The sequence below is a fragment of the Pseudomonas sp. MHK4 genome (genome assembly GCF_054600775.1).
On sequence record NZ_BAAIAK010000009.1, the window covers coordinates 82,274 to 107,147 of the forward strand.

A 24,874-nucleotide genomic window follows, 5' to 3' on the forward strand; every position below is an offset into this window, starting at 1 on the left:
CCTACAGAACGCGACCCGGGACTTCCGTAGCCTTCCCCCCTCACTAATCTGACCCGGGGGGGCACGTTGCCCAACAAGTCCTTACGCATCCTGATCGCTGACCCACAACACTTCAACCGGATGAAAATCGAGCGGCTGTTCAACCAGCTCGATTATTTTCGGGTGGCGCCTGTGCAAAGCCTCGAAGAACTCTTGAACCTGGTCGAGTATGGTTGCGAGCCCTTCGATCTGCTGGTCATCAATGCGGGCATGGCCGAAGGCAAGCTCGACCTTCTGGATTTTTGTCTCGACAACCGGCAGGTGGCGCACGCACTGATATTCCACGCAAAGGGTGCGCAACTGCGCCCGATAGCGGCCTGTGAACGGAAAAAAGTTCAAGTGAGCCATGCCTTGCTGCCAGATTTGGTGACGATCCAGCGGTTGATGGCGATCATCGATCGACCCCTACCGTTCGTCGCAACTGTCATTTCTGTCAGGTAGTTCGATCGGGTTTTACATGCAAGAGTCTATGCGCAGCTACTGTGTCCAACCCGGGTTCTTGCCCATGGACCGTCCGTGTCCGAATGTCGTGTTTATGCATAGGGAGTTGCCATGAAGTCAGCGTTGGTTGTGGACGATCATCCGGTGATTCGCGGTGCGGTCAAAATCGTACTCAAACTGGAGGGCTACAAGCGCATCCACGAAGCGGCTTGCGGTAACGAAGTCTTGCCGATGATCCGCGAGCATAAACCTGAACTGGTAGTGCTGGACCTCAACCTGCCGTCGCTCGACGGCCTGGATGTACTGGCAAGGATCCAGGCAGACGAGGTGCACTGCCGGGTGGTGGTGTTCACCGCCCAGGAGCCGGGCTTTTTCCAGGACCGATGCATGCGCGCCGGTGCCGTGGCCTACGTTGCCAAGACCAACGATCTGCAGCATTTGCACAAAGCCGTGCACGCCGTGATGGCCGGCTACACCTATTTCACCCGGTTGCCCAACAGCTCAGTGTCCCTGAGCCAGGCGCAACGCAGTGAAAAACAGATGATCGACAGGCTTTCGGATCGCGAGTTGTCGATTTTCCAGCATCTGGCCCGGGGCACGAGCAACAAGGCAATCGCCGAAATCATGCACCTGAGCCACAAGACCGTCAGTACCTACAAAACCCGTTTGACTGAAAAGCTCAACGTGGAGTCGTCGGTACACCTGCGAGATCTTGCCCAACGTCATCACTTGATCTGAATGAACGCCATTCGATACCTGCTGTTGGCCCTTTGCCTTGGGGTATCGAGTGTCTGTGCGCAGCCGCAAACATTGACCTTGCTGGGCCGTTCCAGCGTGGAAGGTCAAGTGCTGCGGTTGTCGGCCGCGGATTCGCGCTGGTTGCAGCAAAAAGCCCGGCTGGTGCTCGCCGTTTCGGCCCCGGATTATCCACCTTTTGACATCACCACCGATCATGCGCTCGAGGGGGTGACGGCCGACTACGTCGATCTGCTCCGACAGCTGCTGCAGGTGGAGATCGACGTCCGGCGCTATCCATCCCGCGAAGACGCCGTTCTAGCTGTCAAGCAAGGCGCGGCGGACCTGCTGGGAACGTCCAACAGCTACGAGTCCCAGGACCCGCAATTACAAATGTCCCGCGCCTATGCGGTGGATCAGCCGGTATTGGTGACCCGCGTTGATTCATCAGAGGTACTGGACCCGACGCTGGCCGGCAAGCGTCTGGCAATGCTCTACCACTACTTGCCTGAACAAAACGTGCGAAGGTTCTATCCCGAAGCCCAGGTTCAGCTGTTCCCCTCGACACTGGCGGCGGTCGGGGCCGTCGCCTTCGGCCAGGCGGACGTGTACCTGGGCGATGCGATCAGCGCCCATTACCTGATCAGCAAAAACTACCTGAACAATGTCCAGCTGGCGGATTTCTCGCCCCTGGAATCCGGGCGCTTCGCCTTTGCCATGACCCGCGACAACCCGGCGCTGCTGCGCATTGTCGACAAGGCCCTGGCTTTGATAACGGCCAATGAACAGATGAACATCCTGCGCCGCTGGGGAGCGAGCGGGGTGTCCATGCCGGGCACGCAGTCCCTGCAATTGAGCGTGGCCGAGCAGCGCTGGCTCGACCGGAACCCACGAGTGAGGGTGGCGATCAACGAGAACATCCCGCCGATTACGTTCGTGGACAGTGAAGGCAGGTTTCGCGGCATCGGTGTCGATGTGCTGGCGAAAATCAGTTTGCGCACCGGCTTGCAGTTCGATGTTCGCGCGATGCCGTCAGTGGCGCAGATGGTGCAAGCGATCAAGGGTGGCGAGGTCGATGTGCTGGCGGGTATTGGCCTGAGTGCCTTGCGTGAGGAAGACCTGCTGTTTACCCGGGCGTTCCTGACCAGCCCATCGGTGCTGGTGACGCGCCTGGCGCCGGACAGTCCCAGGACCCTGGACGATCTGGCCGGGCAAACCCTGGCGCTGACCCAGGGCAATATCGCAGGCGAGTTCGTTCGCCAACACTTCCCGTTGATCCGGTTTGTGGATGCGCCCTTGTCGGCCGATGCCATGGAAATGGTCGCCCAAGGCAAGGCACAAGGTGCCATCAACTCGTTGATCAGTGCCCGTTACCTGATCTCCCGGCAATACCGTGATCGCCTCCAGATCACCAGCACGGTGGGCATCGACCCCGCGCGCAGTACCCTGGCCACCGGTCGCGACGCCATCGAGTTGCATTCGATCCTGGACAAGGCCTTGCTCAGTATCCCCCCGGAAGAAATCGACGAACTGATACTGCCTTGGCGCAATGACTTGATGGTGGAGCAGAGTTATTGGCTGCGCCATCGCCAGAGCATTTTCCAGGCGTTCGCGGCGGCCGGTGCCTTGCTCTTGCTGGCCCTGGCCTGGATCGCCTGGCAGCGTCGGCAGATTCGCCAGCGCCAGCAATGGCTGGCTCGATTGCAGGAGGCCAAGGACGCCGCCGACGACGCCAACCGGGCCAAGACCACGTTCCTGGCGACCATGAGCCATGAGATCCGCACGCCGATGAATGCCCTGATCGGCATGCTTGAACTGGCGCTGAAAAGCGCTGATGAGGGGGTTACCGACCGCGGGGCCATCGAGGTGGCGTCAAATGCCGGGCAACAGTTGCTGGCCTTGATTGGTGACATCCTGGACATTGCCCGCATCGAGTCCGGGCATTTGTCGCTGATGCCGGAGCGGGCCAATCTGCAGGCGCTGGTGCTGTCGGTGTGCCGGGTTTTCGAAGGCCTGGCCCGGCAGAAGAACCTGCAGTGGCGGGTTGAACTGGACGAGCACAGCGACCGCGATGTGTTGATCGACCCCACGCGTTTCAAACAGGTGCTGTCAAATCTGCTGAGCAATGCCATCAAGTTCACCCATAAAGGCGAGGTCAGCCTGCGGGTGCGGGTCGTGCCCGCACCGCTGGACCGTCTGGCGGTGAGTGTGTGTATCGAGGACAGCGGCAGCGGTATCAGCGCTTTTGACCAGCAACGCCTGTTCAGCCCGTTCGTGCAGGCCGGCAACCGCCAGGCATCAAGCCGACAGGGTTCCGGCCTGGGGCTGGTGATCAGCCGCACGCTGTGCGAAATGATGGGAGGGCGCTTGCAGCTCGTCAGCGTCCTGGGGCGCGGTACCCGTTTGGACATCGATATTGAATTGCTGGCATTGCAGCCGTTGCCCGCCACTGAAATGGCGTCGAGCGAATCGCCGGCAAGGACCCGGCCGCTGACGATTCTGGTGGTGGACGATTACCCGGCCAACCGGTTGCTGCTGTCGCGGCAACTGAGCTGCCTGGGGCATCAGGTGCTGCTCGCAGAAGATGGCCAGCAAGGGTTCGAGCAATGGCGAGAGCATGCCTGCGATCTGGTCGTCACCGACTGCAATATGCCGGTGGTCAGCGGTTATGAACTGGCGGGTGCGATCCGCGATGAGGAGCGCTTCCAGGTGGGGCCGCCGACGGTGATCCTGGGCTTCACCGCCAACGCGCAACCCGAGGAGAAAATTCGTTGTATCGAAGCGGGCATGGACGATTGTCTGTTCAAGCCCATTCGACTGGTCGACCTGAGCGCCTGGTTGGCCACGAGATTCTCCAGCGAATCCCCAGGCCTGAGCGAAGCGTCTTCCAGCTCTGAAATCGATTTAAGCGGGTTGCAACGCTTCACCGGGACCGACAATGAACTGATCATTCAACTGTTGCATGACCTGGCCGTGACCAACCGTGATGATCGCGAACGTCTGCTGCAAGAACATGCCAGTGGTAATTACCACGGCTTGAAGGACCTGGCGCACCGCATCAAGGGTGGCGCGCAGATGGTCCGGGCGCAGGCGCTGGTGGCCTGTTGCGAACAACTGGAGCGTGCCTGTGGCGAGGGCGATGCCTCACTGATCGACGCCGCCGTCGATCAGCTGCACCACGCCATGACGCGCCTGGACCACAGTCTTGAGCGAGGCTGAGGCTTGAACCCGGCGGATTAATCCCAGGCCGGCGCCAGGCCTTTGGGGCTGGTCAGGCGATGGCCGCGATCCAGGCTGGCGATCGCTGCCATGTCGGCATCGCTCAAGGTGATGGCGCTGGCCTTGAGGTTGCTGGCGAGGTTGGCGCGCTTGGTCGATGAAGGAATCACCGCATAGCCCAGTTGCATGGCCCAGGCCAGGGTGACTTGTGCCGGGGTCGCTTGAAGACGCTCGGCGATCTGCGTAATGACCGGGTCCTTGAGCACTTCGCCGTAGGCCAGGGTCATGTACGAGGTGATCTGGATACCCTGGCTTTGTGCGAACTCGACGACCTGGCGGTTTTGCAGGTAGGGGTGCAGTTCGATCTGGTTGGTGACGATGTTCTCGACGCCGACCGCGGCAATCGCCTGTTTCATCAGGTCGACGGTGAAGTTGGAGACACCGATCCGGCGGGTCAGGCCCAGACGCTTGGCCTCGAGCAGGGCGCCCATGAATGCTTCGACCGGCACCTGGTCTTCCGGCGACGGCCAGTGGATCAGGGTCAGGTCCAGGTAGTCGGTCTGCAGTTTGCGCAGGCTTTCCTTGAGGCTGTCGATCAGACGATCCCCGGCGAAGTTGGCGACCCAGATCTTGCTGGTGATGAACAGGTCTTCACGGGCAACGCCGCTGGCGACGATGGCCTGGCCGACTTCGGCTTCGTTTTCGTAGATCTGCGCGGTGTCGATGACCCGGTAACCCAGGTCCAGGGCGCTGCTCACCGAATCGATGACCACCTGGCCTTGCAAGCGAAACGTACCCAGGCCGAAAGCGGGGATAGACATGAATGACTCCAGAGGTTGCAGTGGGAATGGCCGCGAGTATCCGCGCCTGCATCCGTGAGAAAAACCGCTGGATGGGCAAAGCAATGTTTACCGCAGGTCAAAGATCAAAAGATCGCGGCCGCTGTCTTCAGGCGATGTCGCTGCGGCTGAACTCCTCACCCAGAAAGTCGATCAAGCTGCGCACCGACGGCAGCAGGCCACGGCGCGACGGAAAGATCGCGTGGATGACGCCACTCCTGGGCGCCCAGCCCGGCACCAGTTCGATCAACTGGCCGGCTTTGATCTCATCCCGCACCACCACACTGGGCAGGTGGACAATCCCGATGCCAGCCACCGCCGCGTGACGCAAGGCCAACAGGTCATCGGTGACCATTCGCGGCGCGTGCCTGATCACCGCGCTGCTGCCATCGGCACCGAACAATTCCCACTGGTACTCCCGTTGCGCCGCCCCCCAGTGCAGACTCGGCAAACCACTGAGGTCGGCCGGGGAGGCGGGCGTTGACAGGCGTGACAAAAAGGCCGGGCTGCCAACCACGCTCTGGGTGCTGTTGCCCAGCACCTTCATCACCATGTCGGTGTCTTCCAACGGTGGAAAACGCACGCGCAAGGCGATGTCCAATCCTTCGTGGATCAGGTCGACCCGGCGGTTGGTGCTCTCGATGAACAACTCCACCAGCGGATATTTGAGTAAATAGCGGGTCAGCATCGGCCCGACCCAGGTGTTGAGCAACGCCGTCGGACAACTGACGCGCACCACGCCCTGGGGCTCGGAGCGGTTTCGTTCGATCAGCTCGGCGGCGCTTTCCGCCTCCACCCGCATCGCCAGGCAACGCTGGTAATACGCCTGGCCGATTTCCGTCAGCGAACAATGCCGACTGCTGCGATGCAGCAAGCGTACGCCGAGGCGTTCTTCAAGTTCGGCAATGCGTCGGCTGAGCTTCGACTTGGGCATGTCCAGTGCCCGACCGGCCGCTGCGAAACCCTGATGTTCCACCACTTGGGTGAAGTAGTAGAGGGTGTTGAGGTCTTCCACCATCGTTCTCCAGATAGAACGCTAAAGCTGATTTTTGCAGTCTAGCGCAACAAAGGTCGCGGTTTTAAGCTCTGTCCATGGCTTCACTCACCTCTTCAGGAGACACCATGAAAAACATCATCGGTATCTACACCAGCCCACGGGCCCATTGGGTCGGCGACGGTTTTCCGGTTCGCACGCTGTTTTCCTACGACAACCTGGGCAAGCACATCAGCCCGTTCCTGCTGCTCGATCACGCAGGCCCCGCTGAATTCACCCCGACCACCGCTCGACGTGGCGTTGGTCAGCATCCGCACCGGGGTTTCGAAACCGTGACTATCGTTTACAAGGGCGAACTGGAACATCGCGACTCCACCGGCAGTGGCGGCAAGATCGGGCCCGGCGACGTGCAATGGATGACCGCGGCCTCGGGGATTCTCCATGAAGAGTTTCACTCCGAAGGTTTTGCCAAGAGCGGCGGCACCCTGGAAATGGTCCAGTTGTGGGTCAACCTGCCAGCCAAGGACAAGATGGCCGACGCCGGTTACCAGACCATTCTCGATGGCGACATCCCGAGCATTGCCTTGAAGAACAACGCCGGCACCTTGCGCTTGATCGCCGGTGAATTCCAAGGCCACAAAGGGCCATCGCGCACCTTTACCCCCATCGACGTTTGGGACCTGCGGCTGAATGTCGGCAAATTGCTCACGCTGGATCTGCATGAAGGACGCAACACCGCACTGGTGGTGTTGCGCGGCACGATCGAGGTCAACGGCCTGGAGTCGGTGCGTCAAGGGCAGTTGGCCTTGTTCGACCGCAAGGGCGATCAGATGACCCTCCAAGCCAGCGAGGACGCGGTGGTGCTGCTGCTCAGCGGCGAGCCGATCGACGAACCGATCGTCGGTCACGGCCCGTTCGTGATGAACACCGAGCAGGAAATTCACCAGGCGTTCGCCGACTTCCAGTCCGGTCGCTTCGGCCGGATGCACGGTTAATCCGGTTCGCTACAACAACCCGCTCTACACAGGATGAGTAGGCCGGTTCCAAGGCCAGGGATGGCTGTTGCCTGTCAAAAAGAGGAAACACTGATGAACACCGTCAATGCGGCCAACTTCAATGGCCAGAAACCGACGATCGACGCCAATGACAGCGCCATGCTGTTGATTGATCACCAGAGTGGACTGTTCCAGATCGTCAAGGACATGGATGTACCGCAACTGCGCGCCAACGCCATTGCCCTGGCCAAGGCGGCCACCTTGCTGAAGATGCCGGTGATCACCACCGCGTCCGTGCCGCAAGGGCCGAACGGGCCGCTGATTCCGGAAATCCACGAGGCCGCGCCGCATGCCCAATACGTGGCGCGCAAGGGCGAAATCAATGCCTGGGACAATCCAGAGTTTCACGCGGCGGTCAAAGCCACCGGCAAGAAAACCCTGGTGATCGCCGGCACCCTGACCAGCGTGTGCCTGGCGTTTCCGTCCATCGCCGCGGTGCATGAAGGCTACAAAGTGTTTGCCGTGGTCGATGCCTCGGGCAACCACTCCAAGTTGGCCACTGATCTGACAGTTGCCCGTCTGGCCCAGGCCGGGGTGGTGCCGATCGACATCATGGCTACGCTCTCAGAGCTGCAAGGCTCGTGGAACCGTCCGGACGCCGAGCAGTGGGCCGCTGTCTACGCCCAGGCCATGCCGCATTATCAATTGTTGATCGAGAGCTATCTCAAGGCTCAACAAGTGGCGAACGAACATGAAACGCTGGATTCCCAGCGCTAACCGGGACACCCACGCCGATTTTTTCGGCATCGATAACACGCGAGGACTACTGCCATGACAACTTCCTACAAACGTCTCGACAAGGACAACGCCGCCGTTCTGTTGGTGGATCATCAGACAGGCCTGCTGTCGCTGGTGCGCGACATCGAACCGGACCGGTTCAAGAACAACGTGCTGGCCCTTGCCGACCTGGCCAAGTACTTCAAGCTGCCGACCATCCTCACCACCAGTTTCGAAACCGGCCCCAACGGCCCGCTGGTGCCCGAGCTCAAGGCGTTGTTTCCGGATGCTCCCTACATCGCGCGTCCTGGCCAGATCAATGCCTGGGACAACGAAGACTTCGTCAAGGCGATCAAGGCCACCGGCAAGAAACAACTGATCATTGCCGGCGTGGTCACTGAAGTGTGCGTGGCGTTCCCGGCGCTGTCGGCCCTGGCCGAAGGCTTTGACGTATTCGTGGTGACTGACGCATCCGGCACCTTCAATGAACTGACCCGTCATTCGGCCTGGGACCGCATGTCGGCCTCCGGTGCGCAATTGATGACCTGGTTCGGCCTGGCCTGTGAGCTGCACCGCGACTGGCGCAACGATATCGAAGGCCTGGGCACGCTGTTCTCCAACCATATCCCGGACTATCGCAACCTGATGACCAGCTACAGCACCCTGACCAACAGCAAATAAACGGGCAACACTCATACCCCTGTGGGAGCGGGCTTGCTCGCGAAGGCGGTGTGTCAGGCACATCAATATCGCCTGATGCACTGCATTCGCGAGCAAGCCCGCTCCCACAGTAGTTTGTGGTGTTCCGAAGGCATCAATTGCTCCTACACTCTGGCCAATCCGTGAGATCTTTTGCTCATTGTCCTGTGCCGGAGCTGCTTGATGCTGTCATTGCTCACCGAACACCCGTTGATTTGCGCCATGGTCCTGATCGTCATCGACCTGGCGTTGTGGCGCCTGATCGGAACCCGCGGCCACAACTGGAAGTTGCTCGTGCGGCTGGTGATTTTTTCGCTGTACAGCGTGCTGCTGTTCAATGAAGGCCTGAACCCGCTGCAGCCCCCGCCCTGGGAGGACAACGTGCCGCTGCACCTGGCGGCCACCGGGTTGCAGATCGGCTGGTGGCTGTTCGGCGCGCGGACCCTGACGGTGCTGATCGGCGCGGCCATGATGCAGCGGGTCGGGCACACGGGGCGCTTGCTCCAGGACCTGCTCGGCGCACTGATTTTCCTGATTGCGGTGATCGCCGCTCTGGCTTATGTGCTCGACCTGCCGGTCAAGGGCGTATTGGCCACCTCCGGCGCCCTGGCGATCATCGTCGGCCTGGCCTTGCAAAGCACCCTCAGCGACGTGTTTTCCGGGATCGTGCTCAACACCACCAAACCCTATCAACTGGATGACTGGATCGCCATCGACGGCACCGAAGGCCGGGTCATCGATATCGACTGGCGGGCCACGCGATTGCAGACCTCCCAGGGCAGCATGATCGTGATTCCCAACTCGCTGGCGGCCAAGGCCAAGATCACCAACTTCAGCCGGCCCAGCGATATGTTCGGCCTATCGATCAGCCTGCAGGTCAGCCCCCATGTCCGTCCGCAGACCGTGATCGATGCACTTGAACGAGCGATGCAGGGCTGCCGGAACATGCTGACTTCACCCGGCCCCAAAGTCGCGCTCAAAAGCTCCAGCGCTGCTGGCAACGAATATGAAATCAGCGGATTCGTCGCCTCCATGAGCGAAAAACGCTCGGCACGCAATCAACTGTTCGACCTGGCGTACCGGCATTTGCGGGCATCCGGGATCCATCTGCTGTCAAGCGTCGAACCCAACCCGTCGAGCGACATCACACGGCCACGGGCGTTGCTCGACAGCTCCCCGCTGTTCTCCACCCTGCGTCACGAAGAGAAAGAAACCTTCAGCCAGAACATGGCCCTGCAAACCTTCCGCACCGGCGAGACGATCCTGGAGGCGGGAGAGATCAGCGATCATCTGTTCATCATCGAGTCCGGGGTGGTTTCGGTCACGCTGCACCGCAACGGTATACCCATCGAATCCGGGCGCATGGGGCCGGGGGAAGTGATCGGCGAGGCCGGTATCCTGACCGACAGCGCGTTGCCCGCCCAATTCGCCGCGAAAACCGCTTGCACGCTTTATCGCATCGAAAAGCAATATTTGAAGCCCTGCCTGGATGCCCGCCAGGACATCAACGATGCGATGAAATCCTTGATGGAGTTCCGCCTGAACAAGGCACAGTCGCTGATCGCGGATGTGCCCGTGGTTGTGCCGAAAAAAGGGTTTTTGCAGTGGTTGCGTAGTCGGGTTTGATGGATGCGAGGGGCCATTGGCCTCCTCGACTTCTGCAGGATTGGCTATTTATGTGCGACGGCCCGGGGACTAACTTAGTGCCACACCCACTTGCCCAGGAACATGCCATGCAACAGCGTATCGATTTCTACACCGCTTCCCCTGACGCCCTCAAGGCCATGATCGCCCTGGAAACCGCTGTTTCCAAACTGGGGTTGGAAAAGAATCTGCTCGAATTGGTCAAGCTGCGCTCTTCGCAAATCAACGGCTGCGCCTTCTGCATCGACATGCACACCGCCGACGCGATCAAGGACGGCGAAACCCCACGCCGTCTGTTCGCCGTGACGGCCTGGCGCGAGGCGCCATTCTTCACCGATCGCGAACGCGCCGCGCTGCTCTGGACCGAAACGCTGACTCAACTGAGCCTGACCCACGCGCCGGATGAAGACTATGAAGTGGTCAGCGCCCAGTTCTCACCCAAGGAAATGGTCGACCTGACCGTGGCGATCAACACCATCAACGGCTGGAATCGTCTGGCGGTGGGCTTTCGCAAGACGCCTCAGGTCTGAATTTTCGTCCCAGGCCCGTGCCGAGCCTCAATGGGCATCGGCACTTGGCGCAGCCGGTGGTTGCACTTTGCGCATCAAGGGCACCATTGCCGTGGCGACGATGAAGCAGACCATGATCATCAGGAATGCATCTCCGTAGGTTTGTGTCTGCGCTTCGCGGTAGGTCAGCAGCCAGAGCTGACGCAGGCTGGCCGTCACACCGACATCGCCGCTCTGGCCCAGGGCGGCGAAGTTGTTGCCGACCTGGGACAGCCACTGGTTGAGCGCTTCGTTGGTGCTGTTGAGGTTCTCCGCCAACCTTGTGAAATGCAGGTTGGTGCGGTCATTGAGGATGGTCGCGCACGCGGCGATGCCGATGGCCCCGCCGAGGTTGCGCATCAGGTTGAACAACCCCGAAGCATGCTTGAGTCGCGCCGGCGCCAGGCCGCCGAGGGTCAAGGTCACGGCGGGCGGCACCGCCAATTGCTGGGCTATCCCGCGCAAGGCTTGCGGCAGCATCAATTCCCTGGCCCCCCAGTCATGGGTGATCGGGCTGAAATCCCACATCGACAGGGCGAACAGGCCAAGGCCGGTCATCATGATCCAGCGCAGGTCGACGCGGTTGGCCAGGAAGGCGTACAGCGGAATCGCCATGATCTGGAACACGCCAGTGGAGAAAACCGCCAGGCCAATGTCCAGCGCGCCATAACCCCGGACCCGGCCGAGGAACAGCGGTGTCAGGTAAATGGTCGCGAACAGGCCGATGCCGGTGACGAAGGAGAAGAAACAGCCGAGGGCGAAGTTGCGGTCTTTCAGGGCACGCAGGTCGACGATCGGGTTGGCCACGTGCAAGGTGCGGCCGATGAACGCCAGGCCCGCGAGGCCGCTGATCCATGCCGTGGTCAGGATCGTGCGGTCGCTGAACCAGTTCCAGCGCGGGCCTTCTTCGAGGGTGTATTCCAGGCAGCCGAGGAACAGCGCGAGGAACACCATGCTTATGTAGTCGGCGCCCTTGAGCAGTGACAGTTCCGGCTGGTCGATCTTGACCAGCATCGGCACGGCCACGGCGACGAATATCCCCGGCACCAGGTTGATGTAGAACAACCAGTGCCAGGACGAGATATCGGTGATCCAGCCACCGATCACCGGCCCCAGGGTAGGGGCCAGGGACGCCACCGCACCGATGGTTGCTGCGGCGATCACCCGTTGCTTGCCGGTGAAGAAAACGAACGCCGTGGTGAACACCAGTGGGATCATCGAGCCGCCGAGAAAGCCTTGCAGGGCGCGGAAGGCGATCATGCTCTGGATGTTCCAGGCCGCACCGCAGAGCAGGCTGGTCAGGGTAAAACCCACCGCCGAGGCGCAGAACAACCAGCGTGTGGAAAACACCCGGGACAGCCAGCCGGAGAGGGGTATCACGATGATTTCGGCGATCAGGTAGCTGGTTTGCACCCAGGCGGTTTCGTCGGTGCCGGCGGAGAGCCCGCCGCCAATGTCACGCAGCGACGCCGAGACGATCTGGATATCCAGCAGCGCAATGAACATGCCGATGCACATGCTGGCGAAGGCGAACACCTTGGTCGCCGTCGCCAAGCTCGCGGCATCGAACGGTTGGGCCGGGGCGGCGAGGGTGCGGCTCATGGCGCGCTGGCCACGGCTGGTGTTTCAGGCGGTTTGCGCGTATCCACTTCGGCGGTGACCGACAGGCCGGGGCGCAGGTGGCCAAGCACGCTGTCGGCCGGGTCGAGATGGATGCGCACCGGCACCCGCTGGACGATCTTGGTGAAGTTGCCCGTGGCGTTTTCCGGCGGCAATACGCTGAACTGCGAACCACTGGCCGGCGCCAGGCTGTCCAGATGACCATGGAATTCCTGGCCCGAGAGCACGTCGGCGCGGATGGTCACCCGTTGCCCAGGAACCATGTGCGCCAGTTGGTCTTCCTTGAAGTTGGCATCGACCCACAGGCCGCTGGCCGGTACTACCGACAGCAGTTGCGAACCGGCCTGGGCATACGCGCCTGTTCGGGCGCGGCGGTTGCCGATCACGCCATCCACCGGGGCTTTCAATTCGGTATAGCCAACGTTCAACTGCGCCAGGTCGCGCTCGGCCCGCGCCTGAATCAGAGCGGCGCGGGCCTGTTGTTTCTGCGTGGCGATCACGTTCAACTGCCGCTGCGCCGCCAGCAACTCTGCCTGGGCGCGGTTGCTTTGGGCCTGGGCAGTCTTGAACGTGGCGTTGGCCCGTTGCGCGCTTTCCACCGAGACGGCGTTGGTGCTCACCAGTTTTTTGTAGCGTGCATCGTCATCGCGCGAGCGGGCGGTTTCGGCACCGGCGGCATCGATGCCGGCGCGGGCCTGGCCGATCACGGCCTGTTGCAGTTGTTCGGTGGCGTCGAGGTTGGCGAGCAGGGCTTCTTCAGCCGCCACCGCGCCTTCGGCCTTGGCCAGGTTGGCGCGGTAGTCCCGCGAATCGAGACGCACAAGCACATCGCCGGCCTTGACCGGTTGGTTGTCGGTCACCAGCACTGCTTCGATGTAACCCGCCACTTTCGGGCCGATCACCGTCACGTCGCCGCCGATGTAGGCGTCGTCGGTTTCCTCGATGAAACGGCCGGCGGTCCACCAATGCGCGGTGTACACACCGGCCAAAACCAGTGCCGCTATGCCCAGGGTCGGCAGGAGCAGGCGTTTGCGCAGGGACGGTTTGGCGGTGGTCACCGGGGCAGCCAGGTCAGGTTCAACGGTGGGCATGCTGGTCATGGAGACTTCCTGTAGGAAACGGCACTTAATTACGTACGTAATATGACGCATGTCATATTTGCTGGCAATTTATTTTCCCTGCCGGTCGTCAGGTGGATGCTTCGCTCAGGATCGTTGAAGTTGTGGTGGTTGATCTGGCGCATTCGCGGGCAAGCCCGCTCCCACAGGTTTATGTGTTGAACGGATATTCTGCTAACGACATAGATCCCTGTGGGAGCGGGCTTGCCCGCGATGACGGCCTTTCAAACGACAGAGATGTTTCGAGTCAACGATTACTGACTGACCAACCGATTACTCACGACCTTCAACCCGTCTTGTCCATCGCGGCTGCTTACCCCGGAAAGCCAGGCCTCCAGCACCGCCGGATTGGCCTTCAACCATGCCTTGGCCGCTGCCCGTGGCTTCTGGTTCTGGTTCAACACCGCATCCATCAACTGGTTCTCCATGGCCAGGCTGAACTCCATGTTCTGCAGCAGTTTGCCGACGTTGCTGCATTCCTTGAGGTAGTCTTTGCGCACGTTGGTGTAGACCGTGGCTTGGCCGAAGTTGGCTCCGAAGTACTCGTCGCCGCCGCTGAGGTACTTCATGTTATTGCGGGTGTTCATCGGGTGCGGTTCCCAGCCAAGGAACACCATCCATTCGTGCTTGCGCGTGGCACGCTTGAGTTGCGAGAGCATCGCCGCTTCGCTGGATTCGACGATCTTGAAGTCCTTCAGGCCGAAGGCGTTCTTGTTGATCATGCTCTGGATCAATCGATTGCCGTCGTTGCCCGGTTCGATGCCGTAAAGCTGGCCGTTGAGCTTGTCCTTGAACCTGGCGATGTCGGCGAAGTCGTGCAGCCCGGCGTCGTACACATAATCGGGCACCGCCAGGGTGTACTTGGCGCCGTGCAGGTTGGCGCGCACCGTCTCCACGGTGCCGGCGTCGCGGTAGGGTTTGATGTCGTTTTCGGTGGTGGGCATCCAGTTGCCGAGGAACACATCCAGCTCCTTGCCCGAGGACAAGGCGCGGTAGGTCACCGGAATCGACAACAGCGTGGTTTTGGTTTTGTAGCCGAGCGATTCCAGGACTTCGCTGGCGACGGCCGTGGTGACGCTGATGTCGGTCCAGCCGACATCGGAGAAGCGCACCGTGGCGCAGGACTCTGGTTCCGCTGCCTGGGCGAGCAGGGGCAAACTGATGGATGCAAGCAAGAGCAAGGCTTTCATGGATCAACTCCTCGAAGGTAAACGTCGGCAGCGGTTTGGGTGTGGGTCTTCTTGTTGTTGTAGAGGCGGCAAAACCTGCTTTAACGCGTTGATCCGGCCCGGTCAGGGCTGATCGATCCCGAACCAGTTCAGCGCCGCTGGTTCGGTATTGAGGTAGATGTGCTTGAGCTCGGTGAACTCATCGAGCCCGGCGCGCGACAGTTCGCGACCGATGCCGCTGGACTTGTAGCCGCCCCACGGCGCCTGGGGGAAGGCGGCGTTGTAGTCGTTGATCCACAGGGTGCCGACCCGCAGCCGCTTGGCCATGCGATAAGCCTTGCCGATGTCCCGGGTCCAGACGCCGGCGGCCAGGCCGTAAGGTGTGTCATTGGCCAGTTGCAGGGCGTGGGTTTCGCCGCTGAAGCGCTCGACGGTAATGACCGGGCCGAAGATTTCTTCCCGGGCGATGCGCATGTCGGCGGTGACATTGGTGAGCAGGGTGGGACGCAACCAGAAACCGCGTTCGAATTGTTCCGCAATCGTCCCGCCTGCCAGCAACGTCGCGCCCTGCTCTACGGCGCCGGCGATCATCGTCAGGATCTGGTCGCGCTGGCCGGCGCTGATCAGCGGGCCCATTTGCGTCGACTGATCGAGGCCATTGCCCAGGCGAATCTTTACGATCCGCTGCTGCAACGCCTCGACAAACCGGTCATGGAGGCTGTCCTCGACCAACAGTCGCGAGCCTGCGGAGCAGATCTGCCCGGCATTGAAAAACACCGCGTTCAACGCCTGATCCAGCGCTACCTCGAAATCGGCATCGGCGAACACGATGTTCGAATTCTTGCCGCCCAGCTCCAGCGCCACGCGCTTGAAATTACCCGTGGCGGCGCGCATCACTTTGCCGCCGGCACCCGCGCCACCCGTGAGTGAAACCAGATCCACCGCATCGCTGGCGGCGAGCAACTCACCGACATCGCCGGGACCGCACAGCAGGTTGAATACTCCTTTGGGTAAGCCAGCTTGCGCCAGCAGTGCCGTCAAGCGATGGGCCGTCATCGGCGTCAGACTGCTGGGTTTGAATACCACGGTGTTGCCGGCGGCCAGGGCCGGGGCGATTTTCCACACGGCTTGCAGCAACGGGTAATTCCACGGTGCGATCAAGGCGCACACACCCACCGGTTCACGCTGGTTGAAGCTGATGACATGGGCCGGCGCGTGGCTGTTGACGCTGGCGCTCTCGCTTTCCAGCAAGGCTGCGTAGTAGCGGAACGTCGCCGTCACGTTGCCGATGTCAGCGAGGCTTTCTCCCAGGGTTTTGCCGGCATTGAGGGTTTCCAGGCGCGCCAGGTGTTCGGCGTCCTGCTCGATCAGTCCGGCGATGCGCTGCAACAGTCGAGCGCGTTCGGTGACCGGCATGGTTGGCCATGGCCCTTGATCAAAAGCCTGGCGCGCGGCACTGATTGCCGATTGTGCATCCAGCGGTCCGGCAACGGCTACCTGCGCCAGGACTTCCTCGTTCGCCGGGTTGATCACGTCGCGGTAACGGGCCGTGTGCGACGCCTGCCAATCACCCGCGATGAACAAACGAATCTGCAGCATATGCCTCTCCAGCCAAGTGGGTCGTGCTGCTCACTATGGCGGCCAGCGCAAGGTCGCTCTTGATCAAACGCGGCATAACCACGCCGTTTTCTCTCGGGTCAGGTGCCGTTGAATAACGGCAAGGCATGCCGTTCCCCGTCAAGTGCAGTCACGGCGACTCTCTACACTGCCAGGCAACCGATCAACCTCTGGGAGCACGGGATGAATCAATCTGTTGAACAATTGAGAGTGCGCCTGGCCTGCGCGTTCCGCTGGGCCGCACGGCTGAACCTGCATGAGTCCATCGCCAATCATTTCAGCGTGGCGGTGTCGGCGGACGGTCGTGAGTTCTTGATCAATCCTTATGGCAAACACTTCTCGCAAATCAAGGCCAGCGACTTGCTGCGGGTCAATGCCGATGACCCCGCCAGCCTCGATCGCCCGGATGCCCCGGACATCACCGCGTGGGCCTTGCACAGCGCCTTGCACCGCAACCAGCCCCACGCCCGTTGCATCCTGCACACCCATTCGAAGTACGCGACGGCACTGGCCTGTTTGAAAGACTCGCGGCTGCCGCCGATCGAACAGAACTGCATGCGCTTTTTCGAGCGCATGGTCATTGACGACGGTTTCGACGGCATGGGCCTGGGGGATGAGGCGCAGCGGGTCAGTCGCTTGCTGGGGGACAAACCGATTCTGTTGATGGGCAACCATGGCCTGCTGGTGGCGGCGCCGAGCATCGCCCAGGCGTTCGACGACCTGTATTACTTCGAACGGGCCTGCGAGACCTACATCACCGCGCTGTCCACCGGCCGCGAGTTGCGCATCGCCAGTGCTGACATTGCGCGCAAGACCTGCCGCCAATGGCTCGATTATCCGGGCTTTGCCGACAAGCATTTCGATGCGCTGATGGCGATTCTCGACGAGGAGGAGCCGGGTTATCGCCTGTGAAATCAGTCCGCCTCGACCGGCCGCTGCTCCTTGCGCAGCGGCTGGCGCATCACCGGGGCGGCCCAGATCTGACTGCGGTCTTCGCTGGGCGGGCAGCCGAAGCGGGCGCGGTAGGTGCGGGAGAAATGTTCCAGCGAGCCAAACCCCGAGCAGGCTGCCACTTGCGCGACACTCAGGCGCGTCTGTTGCAGCAGGCTATGGGCCCTGGCCAGCCGTAGCGTGATGTAGTACTTGAGCGGCGAGAGGCCGGTCTGATGCTTGAATTGCCGCTCCAGTTGCCGTCGCGACAGCCCGACCTGGGTTGCAATCGCTTCGCACTCCAGCGGTTCCTCCAGCGCTTGCTCCATCAACGCAATGGCGCGGCGAATCTTGTTGCCATACAGGCCGGTGTTGGTCAGGCCGCCGTCGAGCTGGTTGTCTGCAGGTGCACGCACCTGGCCCATCAACAAGTGCAGGCCGATTTCCCGTGCCAGATCGCTGTCGATGCTCTGGCCGATCCAGCCGAGCAGCATGTCCAGGGTGGTGGTGGCGCCCGCACAGGTCATGCGCTGGCGTTCCAGGGTATACAGCTGCGGCTTTGCATGGACCCGTGGATAGCTTTCCTGGAACCCCTGCAAATTGTCCCAATGCACCGCCGCTTCATAACCGTCGAGTACCCCGGCAGCCGCCAGCAATTCGGTGCCGGTTTCCACCCCCATCAGCACCGCACCGAACAGCGCCTGTTTGCGCAGCCAGCTCTTGAGCGCCAGATTGCGGCTGTGTTTGTGCACATCGAAACTGGCGATCACCAGGCACACATCGAACCCTTGATCGGCCTTCAAGCCGTCGCTGGCGACGGTGGTCAGCCCGTTGCTGGCCTGCACCGGTTCGCCGTCCAGCGACAGCAGCGACCACTGGAATAACGTGCGCTGGGTCAGCCAGTTGGCAATGGCCAGCGGTTCCAGTACGGCGGCCAGGCCGAAGTTGGAAAACGATGGCAACAGCAACACCGCGACCCGCAACGGCGCAACCTCGCCGCGCTGCCAGGTGAAGCGGGTTTGCGTAGCGTTGTCAGGTGCCTGATCGTTCATGCGGACCCTCTATCGTTGCTGCGTCTGCCATTGCGGGTGAATCCATACGGGTGCATCGCTGCCTGGAAGTGATGGCCTGCCGCGAATCATGTCACTGGCCTTTTCCGCGATCATCACCGTCGGCGCGTTGGTATTGCCACTGACAATAGTCGGCATGATCGAAGCGTCCACCACGCGTAAACCTTCGAGGCCATGTACCCGCAACTGCGGATCGACCACCGCTTGCGGGTCGCCGATCGGCCCCATCTTGCAGGTACCGCTGGCATGGTAGCCGGTTTCCGTGACTTGCCGGGCCCAGGCATCCAGCGCTTCGTCGCTCTGGGCGTGGGGGCCGGGCACCCGTTCTTCGCCCTTGAACGCGGCCATCGCCGGTTGGTTGATGATCTCGCGCACCAGTCGCGCAGCGGCGCGCATGTCGGCGCGATCCTGCTCGGTTTCCAGGTAATTGAACAGGATGCGCGGCGGCTGCCTGGGGTCGGCGCTGTTCAGCGTGACGCTGCCCAGGCTGGTGGGGCGCATCAGGTCGATGTGAATCTGGAAGGCGTGGGCCGGCACCAGGTCGACACTGCCGGGTTTCACCGCCAGCGGCATGAAAGTCAGTTGCAGGTCGGGATGTTCGACCCCGGCCCGGGAGCGGATAAACGCCCCGGCTTCGAAATGGTTGCTGGCCGCCAAGCCATCGTGGGTGACGAACCAGCGGGCACCGATCCACCATTTGCCCGGTGCGGTGGTCCAGGGGTAGAGCGACACCGGTTTCTTGCACAGGTATTGCACGACCGTGTCCGGGTGGTCGTTGAGCCGCCGGCCGACACCGGGCAGGTCATGCTTGACCCTGATGCCCAAGTCGCGCAGTTCCGCCGCCGGCCCCACGCCTGAGAGCAACAACAACTGTGGCGAATTGATCGCCCCAGCCGTCAGCAACAATTCACGCCGGGCGTGGACCTGATGGACTTCACCGTTCTGTTCATATTCGATGCCGATGGCGCGCTGACCGTCGAACAGGATACGCAACGCCAACGCATCGGTGGCCACCCGCACATTGCCACGCGCCAGCGCCTCGCGCAGATAGCCGCGCGACGTACTCCAGCGCCGTCCGCCGCGGGTGGTGCGATCCACGGGACCGAAGGCTTCCTGGCGATAACCGTTCAAGTCGCTGCTCAAGCCGTAGCCGGCCTCGGCACCGGCTGCCAGAAACGCCGCACACAATGGCGTCTGGGTGTCGCCGGGAGTGACATGCAGATGACCCGCCGCCCCACGGTAATCATCCCCGCCATCCGCATGGGTTTGTGCGCGTTTAAAGTAGGGCAGCACCTCCTGGTAACGCCAGCCTGTGCAGCCTTGCTCGGCCCAGCCGTCGTAATCCCGGGCATGGCCGCGGATGTAGACCATGCCGTTGATCGACGACGAACCACCGAGGGTCCGGCCGCGCGGCGTGCCGATCCGACGGCCGTCCAGATACGGTTCCGGCTCGGAGGTGTAGCTCCAGTTGTAGCGCGTGCCACCGACCACGATCCCGACGGCGGACGGCATGTCGATGGTCCAGCTCTTGTCCGCAGGTCCGGCCTCCAGCAGCAGGATTTGCACCGCCGGATCTTCGCTCAAGCGGTTGGCCAGCACGCAGCCGGCTGATCCCGCGCCCACAATCAGGTAATCAAACGCATGGTTGTCCATGGTTCGTTGTGCTCCATCAATGAAAAGGTCATGACCCAAAACCCTGTGGGACCGCGTTTCAGATCGACGACGATTTATGAATCCCGTTGAACACCAACCGATGAAAGTGATGCACCAGGTGCTCGCTTTCATTGCTGCGCTGGGCATCGATCATGTAGCGGCCCTGGTCGTAGCCCAGCGAATGCAGGCCTTTTTGCACCGAGATGTTCAGCGCGATGTCTTCAGGTCCCAGGTCCTCGTTCATCCACTTCATGCACGCCTGGCTGACCGCCGCGGTTTCGGCATTGTTGGAGTAGTAACCAAAGCGCAGCAACGAGCGCTCGGCGTCCAGCGGAATCATGATGAACGAGCCCAGGAACTCCGAGAACGGGAAGGTGTAGAAGGTATTGTTCGGCCACATGCCGATGTTGAAGAAGCATTCATGCGGGTTGAGGTCTTTGCGCAGTGGCACGCCATAGGCTTCGGTCACGGTGAGGTTGGCCGGGGCGATGTAGGTCCACCAATTGTCGCGTTTGCTCAACTGATAGCCCTTGAAGTCGATGAGTCTGGCCAGGTCGATGTGGCAGGGGCCCGACAGCTTGAAGTGATAGCCTTCGATCGAGTTGTCCATGATCACTTTCCAGTTGGCCGGTACGATCACGTCCTGCTCTTCGATCAAGCGCATGTTGGCCAGGTCTGGAAATACCCGGCGCATTTCCTCATCGGCACCGGGGCACAGGTCGCGCAGCGAAGGTGCGGCCGGGTCGAGGTTGAAGTAGATGAAGCCGCCCAATTCTTCGGTACGGATCTGCGGGATGTTGAACTGCTGCAACTCGAAGTTTTTCATCTTTTCGCAACGGGGCGCGCTGCGCAGGCTGCCGTCCATTTCGTAGCACCACGAGTGATAGGCGCAACGCACCACGCCACCGGTGGTGCCGCGCCGTTCTTCGAGCAGGCGATTGCCGCGATGCTGGCAAACGTTGTGGAACGCATGAATTTGCCCCTGACGATTTTTCGCCACCACCACGCTCTGGTCGAACAGATCCGTCACCACGTACTGCCCCGGCTCGGCGAACTCGCTGACGTGGCCGGCCACATGCCAGGCGTGCATGAAGATGTTGTCGCGCTCGGCCTTGAACAGAGTCTCGTCGTAGAAGTAACGCGAGGGCAGGGTAAAGGCTTCTTCCGGGTCCTGATGATCCCAACCGTCGACAGGGCTCTGCTGCTTGCGGTTCTGAAAACTTTGCATGGGGATGATCTCCTCGCTGACTGGCCGCACGGCACGGCTTCGTGTTCTGGGTCCTAATCTAGGGGGCACGAAGGGGGACGGATTGACGAAAAGCGACCAGTTGCCAGGCAAAAACATCAAGGGGAGATGGGATGGGTGGAGCTGCCGCCGGCTGCGATCTTTTGATTTTCAAGATCAAAAGATCGCAGCCTCGTTTCACTCGACAGCTCCTACAGGTCCTACAGGTCCTACAGGTCCTGCAGGGTAGGGGTCAGGCGCGTTCGAAGATCGCCGCGATGCCCTGGCCGCCGCCGATGCACATGGTCACCAGGGCGTAACGGCCGCCAGTGCGGTGCAGTTCGTGGATGGCCTTGGTGGCGATGATGGCGCCGGTCGCGCCTACCGGGTGACCCAGGGCGATGCCCGAGCCGTTCGGGTTGACCTTGGCCGGGTCCAGATCCAGTTCCTGGCTGACTGCGCAGGCTTGCGCGGCGAACGCGATGTTGGCTTCGACCACGTCCATGTCGGCGACGGTCAGGCCGGCGCGCTTGAGTGCCAGGCGGGTGGCCGGGATCGGGCCCAGGCCCATCAGTGTCGGTTCGACGCCGGCGTGGGCGTAGCTGACCAGGCGGGCGAGTGGGCGCAGGTTGTTGACCTGTACTGCAGCGCCGGTGGCCATCACCAGGGCGGCAGCACCGTCGTTCAGGCCGGAGGCGTTGCCGGCGGTGACCGAGCCGTCCTTCTTGAAGGCTGGCTTCATTGCAGCCAACTGCTCCAGGGACGTGGCGCGTGGGTGTTCGTCGACGCTGAACAGTTTGGTGCCCTTGCGATCCGCGATTTCCACGGTCGCGATCTGATCAACGAAGTAGCCGTTGGCAATCGCATGGGCGGCGCGTTTCTGGTCTTCGAAAGCCAGGGCATCCTGCATTTCGCGGGTGATGCCGTTGTGTTCAGCGACGTTTTCCGCAGTGATGCCCATGTGGATGTTGTGGAACGGGTCATGCAGGATGCCCAGCATGTAGTCGACGGCCTGGACATTGCCCATGCGCGCGCCCCAACGGGCGGATGGCAGCAGGTAGGGCCCGCGGCTCATGGATTCGGCACCGGCGCCGACGGCGATGTCGGCATCGCCCAGCATCAAGGTCTGAGCCGCGCTGATGATTGCTTGCAGGCCGGAGCCGCAGAGGCGGTTGACGTTGTAGGCCGGGGTTTCTTTCGGGATGCCGGCGTTCATCGCGGCGACCCGGGAGATGTAGGCGTCACGGGTTTCGGTCGGGATCACGTGGCCCATCACCAGATGGCCGACCAGCGCTGGATCGACGGCGGCCCGTTCCAGGGCGGCTTTCACGGCGGTGGTCGCGAGCTCGGCCGGTGGCACGTCCTTGAGGGCACCGCCGAAGGTGCCAATGGCGGTACGGGCGGCGCTGACGACGAAAATTTCCGGAGTGTTCATGGCTGTGTTCCTTTCGGTGGATTCTTATCTGTACTGCGATTGAGCAGGGCGTTCAAGGCGGTTTTCGCCTCAGCGGTGTTCAGCCGCTGAATGAACAGCAAATTTTCTTCGCGCAGGGTGGCTTGCAGTTCGGCCATGCCGGCCTGCGTCATCAGTTGCCGGGACTCGCGCAAGGCTTGCGGGGGCATCGCCAGAAAGCGCTGGGCGATCCTGGCCGCCGCGGCCAGGCATTGTTCGCCGTCATCGAAGACAGCGTTGGCCAGGCCCCAGGCCACCGCTTCGCTGCCATCGAGGCTGTCGCCCAACAGTAGCAAACTCGCGGCGCGGGCGTGGCCCAGGCGCCGTGGCAGCAGCAGGCTGGCGCCGAACTCGGGGCACAGGCCCAGGTTGACGAACGGCGTGCGCAGCTTGGCGTTGCGGGTCACCAGCACCTGGTCGCAATGCAGCAGCAGGGTGGTGCCGATGCCGATGGCAGCGCCGCACACCGCCGCAATCAACGGCTTTTGCAGGTGGGTCACGGCGCGCATCAGGCGGAAGGCCGGGCTGTCCAGGTGCGTCGGCGGATCTTGCAGGAAGTCCACCAGGTCGTTGCCACTGGTAAAGCAATTCGGGCCACCGGTCACGATGACTACGCGGATTTCGTCGTTCTCGTCAGCCGCAAACAGCAGGTCGGCCAAGCGCGTGTACATGCCGTTGGTCAGGGCATTGAGCTTGTCCGGGCGATCGATGGTCAGTGTCAGCACGCCATCGCGATGGTCTTGCTTGATCAGGTCGGTCATTGCTGGCTCTTGCAGAGTCGGTTCGACGGCCACTTTAAGCGTCAGGTTAGCCCCGCAGCTATGACAAAACGGGTCAACCGACCTGATGCTTTTTGCCATATCGTGCCGTCAAAGCGGCCCACACACCCATTCGGGGTATGGTGCCGTCGGGCTAATCCACCAATAGTAGGGTCATCCGCTCATCCAGAGCCGAACTCGCTTGATAAGGTGCATTTGCTATGGGCAAGACACTGCTTAAGGTGATTTCCAGTCTGTTTGTTGTACCCCTGACCCTGAGTGCCCACGCTGGCGAGGTGAACGACAGCAATACGCTGCGGCTATATAACTGGGCGGACTACATCGGCGAGAAAACCCTGGCCGATTTCGAGAAGGCCACCGGTATCAAGGTGATCTACGACACCTTCGATGCCTATGAAACGGTGCAGGCCAAGTTGCTCACCGGTCACTCCGGGTACGACCTGATCGTGCTCAATGCGTCCCTCGCGCCGCCGCTGATCCAGGCCAAGGTGTTCCAGCCACTGGATAAAAAGCTGCTGCCGGGCTGGAGCAACCTGGACCCGAAAGTCCTGCACGACCTGCAAGGGTTCGACCCGGGCCCGACCTACTCTGCGCCTTATACCTGGGGCAGCAACGGCATCACCTACAACGTCGACAAGATCAAGGAGCGCATGCCGGATGCGCCGATCGGCTCGCTGGCGATGATTTTCGATCCGAAGATCGTCTCGCGCTTCGCCGACTGCGGTGTGACCCTGGTCGATGCGCCCACGGAAGTGATCCCCCTGGCCCTCAAGTACCTCGGTCGCGATCCACGTAGCGCCAAGCCTGAGGACCTGAAGGCAGCGCAGGAATTGCTGTTGTCGGTGCGGCCGTACATCCGCAAATTCGACTCGGTCAACTACCTGACCAGCCTGCCCAACGGCGACGTATGCATGGCCATGACCTGGTCCGGCGACTACGCCACCGCCATGGCCCGCGCCGAAGAAGCCAAGTTGAACATCAACCTGTCCTATTTCATTCCCAAGGAAGGCTCGTTGATCTGGTTCGACAACATGTACATCCCGGCCGACGCGCCCCATGTCGCCAATGCCCACAAGTTCCTTGAATACCTGATGCAGCCGCAGGTGATGGCGGACGTCACCGACTACATCCATTACGCCAACAGCAACGCGGCAGCCACGCCGCTGTTGAACGCCGACGTGCGCAACAACCCGGCGATTTACCCCGATGAAGCCACCCGCGAACGGCTGTTCCCGCAGAAGACCCAGGACGCCAAGGACATGCGGGCCATGACCCGGGTCTGGAGCACCGTGAAAAGCGGCATCTGATTC

General features: G+C 61.5%; 21 protein-coding genes. 10 read left to right on the forward strand and 11 right to left on the reverse strand.

Going from position 1 to position 24,874, the window contains the following annotated elements; genetic code table 11:
• Positions 1 to 66 precede the first annotated feature (66 nt).
• From ACYP2Q_RS21635 to ACYP2Q_RS21645, 3 genes are all read left to right on the forward strand, one after another.
• Positions 67 to 480: an ANTAR domain-containing protein gene (locus ACYP2Q_RS21635; protein ID WP_459732362.1), complete on the forward strand. Its 414-nt coding sequence runs from the start codon at positions 67 to 69 to the stop codon at positions 478 to 480.
• Positions 481 to 591: 111 nt separating this feature from the next.
• Positions 592 to 1,218 (forward strand): response regulator, encoded by a 627-nt coding sequence (locus ACYP2Q_RS21640; RefSeq protein WP_459732363.1) that lies wholly within the window; start codon positions 592 to 594, stop codon positions 1,216 to 1,218.
• Positions 1,219 to 4,434 carry a transporter substrate-binding domain-containing protein gene (locus ACYP2Q_RS21645; RefSeq protein WP_459732364.1) on the forward strand — a complete coding sequence of 1,072 codons (3,216 nt, stop codon included), beginning with the start codon at positions 1,219 to 1,221 and terminating at the stop codon, positions 4,432 to 4,434.
• Positions 4,435 to 4,451: 17 nt separating this feature from the next.
• Here ACYP2Q_RS21645 and dkgB read toward each other — a convergent pair whose 3' ends face one another.
• Positions 4,452 to 5,255, reverse strand: coding sequence for a 2,5-didehydrogluconate reductase DkgB (dkgB, locus tag ACYP2Q_RS21650; protein WP_459732365.1), 804 nt, complete (start codon positions 5,253 to 5,255; stop codon positions 4,452 to 4,454).
• Positions 5,256 to 5,382: 127 nt separating this feature from the next.
• On the reverse strand, positions 5,383 to 6,291 hold the full coding sequence (locus ACYP2Q_RS21655) for a LysR family transcriptional regulator (protein ID WP_459732366.1): 909 nt from the start codon (positions 6,289 to 6,291) through the stop codon (positions 5,383 to 5,385).
• Positions 6,292 to 6,395: 104 nt separating this feature from the next.
• Between ACYP2Q_RS21655 and ACYP2Q_RS21660 the strand changes: the two genes are divergently transcribed.
• From ACYP2Q_RS21660 to ACYP2Q_RS21680, 5 genes are all read left to right on the forward strand, one after another.
• Positions 6,396 to 7,262, forward strand: coding sequence for a pirin family protein (locus ACYP2Q_RS21660; protein WP_459732367.1), 867 nt, complete (start codon positions 6,396 to 6,398; stop codon positions 7,260 to 7,262).
• A gap of 93 nt (positions 7,263 to 7,355) precedes the next feature.
• Positions 7,356 to 8,039, forward strand: a complete 684-nt coding sequence (locus tag ACYP2Q_RS21665) for an isochorismatase family protein (RefSeq protein WP_459732368.1) — start codon at positions 7,356 to 7,358, stop codon at positions 8,037 to 8,039.
• Positions 8,040 to 8,093: 54 nt separating this feature from the next.
• Positions 8,094 to 8,720: an isochorismate family cysteine hydrolase YcaC gene (gene ycaC / locus ACYP2Q_RS21670; protein WP_459732369.1), complete on the forward strand. Its 627-nt coding sequence runs from the start codon at positions 8,094 to 8,096 to the stop codon at positions 8,718 to 8,720.
• Positions 8,721 to 8,921: 201 nt separating this feature from the next.
• On the forward strand, positions 8,922 to 10,364 hold the full coding sequence (locus ACYP2Q_RS21675) for a mechanosensitive ion channel domain-containing protein (RefSeq protein WP_459732370.1): 1,443 nt from the start codon (positions 8,922 to 8,924) through the stop codon (positions 10,362 to 10,364).
• A 107-nt stretch (positions 10,365 to 10,471) separates the two neighbouring features.
• Complete coding sequence (locus ACYP2Q_RS21680) at positions 10,472 to 10,912, forward strand: carboxymuconolactone decarboxylase family protein (protein WP_459732371.1); 441 nt, start codon at positions 10,472 to 10,474, stop codon at positions 10,910 to 10,912.
• A gap of 27 nt (positions 10,913 to 10,939) precedes the next feature.
• Here the strand turns inward: ACYP2Q_RS21680 and ACYP2Q_RS21685 are convergent, their stop codons facing one another.
• The 4 genes from ACYP2Q_RS21685 to ACYP2Q_RS21700 form a co-directional block, all read right to left on the reverse strand.
• Entirely contained in the window at positions 10,940 to 12,532 is a 1,593-nt protein-coding gene (locus ACYP2Q_RS21685) for a DHA2 family efflux MFS transporter permease subunit (RefSeq protein WP_459732372.1), read from the reverse strand.
• Positions 12,529 to 13,650, reverse strand: coding sequence for an HlyD family secretion protein (locus tag ACYP2Q_RS21690; protein ID WP_459732374.1), 1,122 nt, complete (start codon positions 13,648 to 13,650; stop codon positions 12,529 to 12,531). Before ACYP2Q_RS21690 ends, ACYP2Q_RS21685 begins: the two co-directional genes overlap by 4 nt.
• Before the next feature lie 272 nt (positions 13,651 to 13,922).
• The gene (locus ACYP2Q_RS21695; protein ID WP_459732375.1) at positions 13,923 to 14,858 is read right to left on the reverse strand and encodes a choline ABC transporter substrate-binding protein; all 936 of its coding nucleotides are present in this window, start codon (positions 14,856 to 14,858) and stop codon (positions 13,923 to 13,925) included.
• A gap of 102 nt (positions 14,859 to 14,960) precedes the next feature.
• Complete coding sequence (locus ACYP2Q_RS21700) at positions 14,961 to 16,436, reverse strand: aldehyde dehydrogenase family protein (RefSeq protein WP_459732376.1); 1,476 nt, start codon at positions 16,434 to 16,436, stop codon at positions 14,961 to 14,963.
• Between the two features lie 201 nt (positions 16,437 to 16,637).
• On the opposite strand from ACYP2Q_RS21700, the gene ACYP2Q_RS21705 reads away from it, so the two are divergent.
• A complete protein-coding gene (locus tag ACYP2Q_RS21705; RefSeq protein WP_459732377.1) occupies positions 16,638 to 17,366 on the forward strand; it encodes a class II aldolase and adducin N-terminal domain-containing protein in 729 nt (242 codons plus the stop codon).
• 2 nt (positions 17,367 to 17,368) lie between these two features.
• Here ACYP2Q_RS21705 and ACYP2Q_RS21710 read toward each other — a convergent pair whose 3' ends face one another.
• The 5 genes from ACYP2Q_RS21710 to ACYP2Q_RS21730 form a co-directional block, all read right to left on the reverse strand.
• Complete coding sequence (locus ACYP2Q_RS21710; RefSeq protein WP_459732378.1) at positions 17,369 to 18,436, reverse strand: GlxA family transcriptional regulator; 1,068 nt, start codon at positions 18,434 to 18,436, stop codon at positions 17,369 to 17,371.
• A 9-nt stretch (positions 18,437 to 18,445) separates the two neighbouring features.
• Positions 18,446 to 20,107, reverse strand: a complete 1,662-nt coding sequence (locus ACYP2Q_RS21715; RefSeq protein WP_459732379.1) for a choline dehydrogenase — start codon at positions 20,105 to 20,107, stop codon at positions 18,446 to 18,448.
• A gap of 58 nt (positions 20,108 to 20,165) precedes the next feature.
• Positions 20,166 to 21,335, reverse strand: coding sequence for an aromatic ring-hydroxylating oxygenase subunit alpha (locus ACYP2Q_RS21720; protein ID WP_459732380.1), 1,170 nt, complete (start codon positions 21,333 to 21,335; stop codon positions 20,166 to 20,168).
• 250 nt (positions 21,336 to 21,585) lie between these two features.
• Positions 21,586 to 22,767, reverse strand: coding sequence for an acetyl-CoA C-acyltransferase family protein (locus ACYP2Q_RS21725; RefSeq protein ID WP_459732381.1), 1,182 nt, complete (start codon positions 22,765 to 22,767; stop codon positions 21,586 to 21,588).
• Positions 22,764 to 23,546 (reverse strand): enoyl-CoA hydratase-related protein, encoded by a 783-nt coding sequence (locus ACYP2Q_RS21730; protein WP_459732383.1) that lies wholly within the window; start codon positions 23,544 to 23,546, stop codon positions 22,764 to 22,766. The genes ACYP2Q_RS21725 and ACYP2Q_RS21730 overlap by 4 nt, the downstream gene beginning before the upstream one ends.
• Positions 23,547 to 23,764: 218 nt before the next feature.
• Here ACYP2Q_RS21730 and ACYP2Q_RS21735 point away from each other — a divergent pair, with 218 nt between their 5' ends.
• Entirely contained in the window at positions 23,765 to 24,871 is a 1,107-nt protein-coding gene (locus ACYP2Q_RS21735; RefSeq protein WP_459732384.1) for a polyamine ABC transporter substrate-binding protein, read from the forward strand.
• The last annotated feature ends 3 nt before the right edge of the window (positions 24,872 to 24,874 follow it).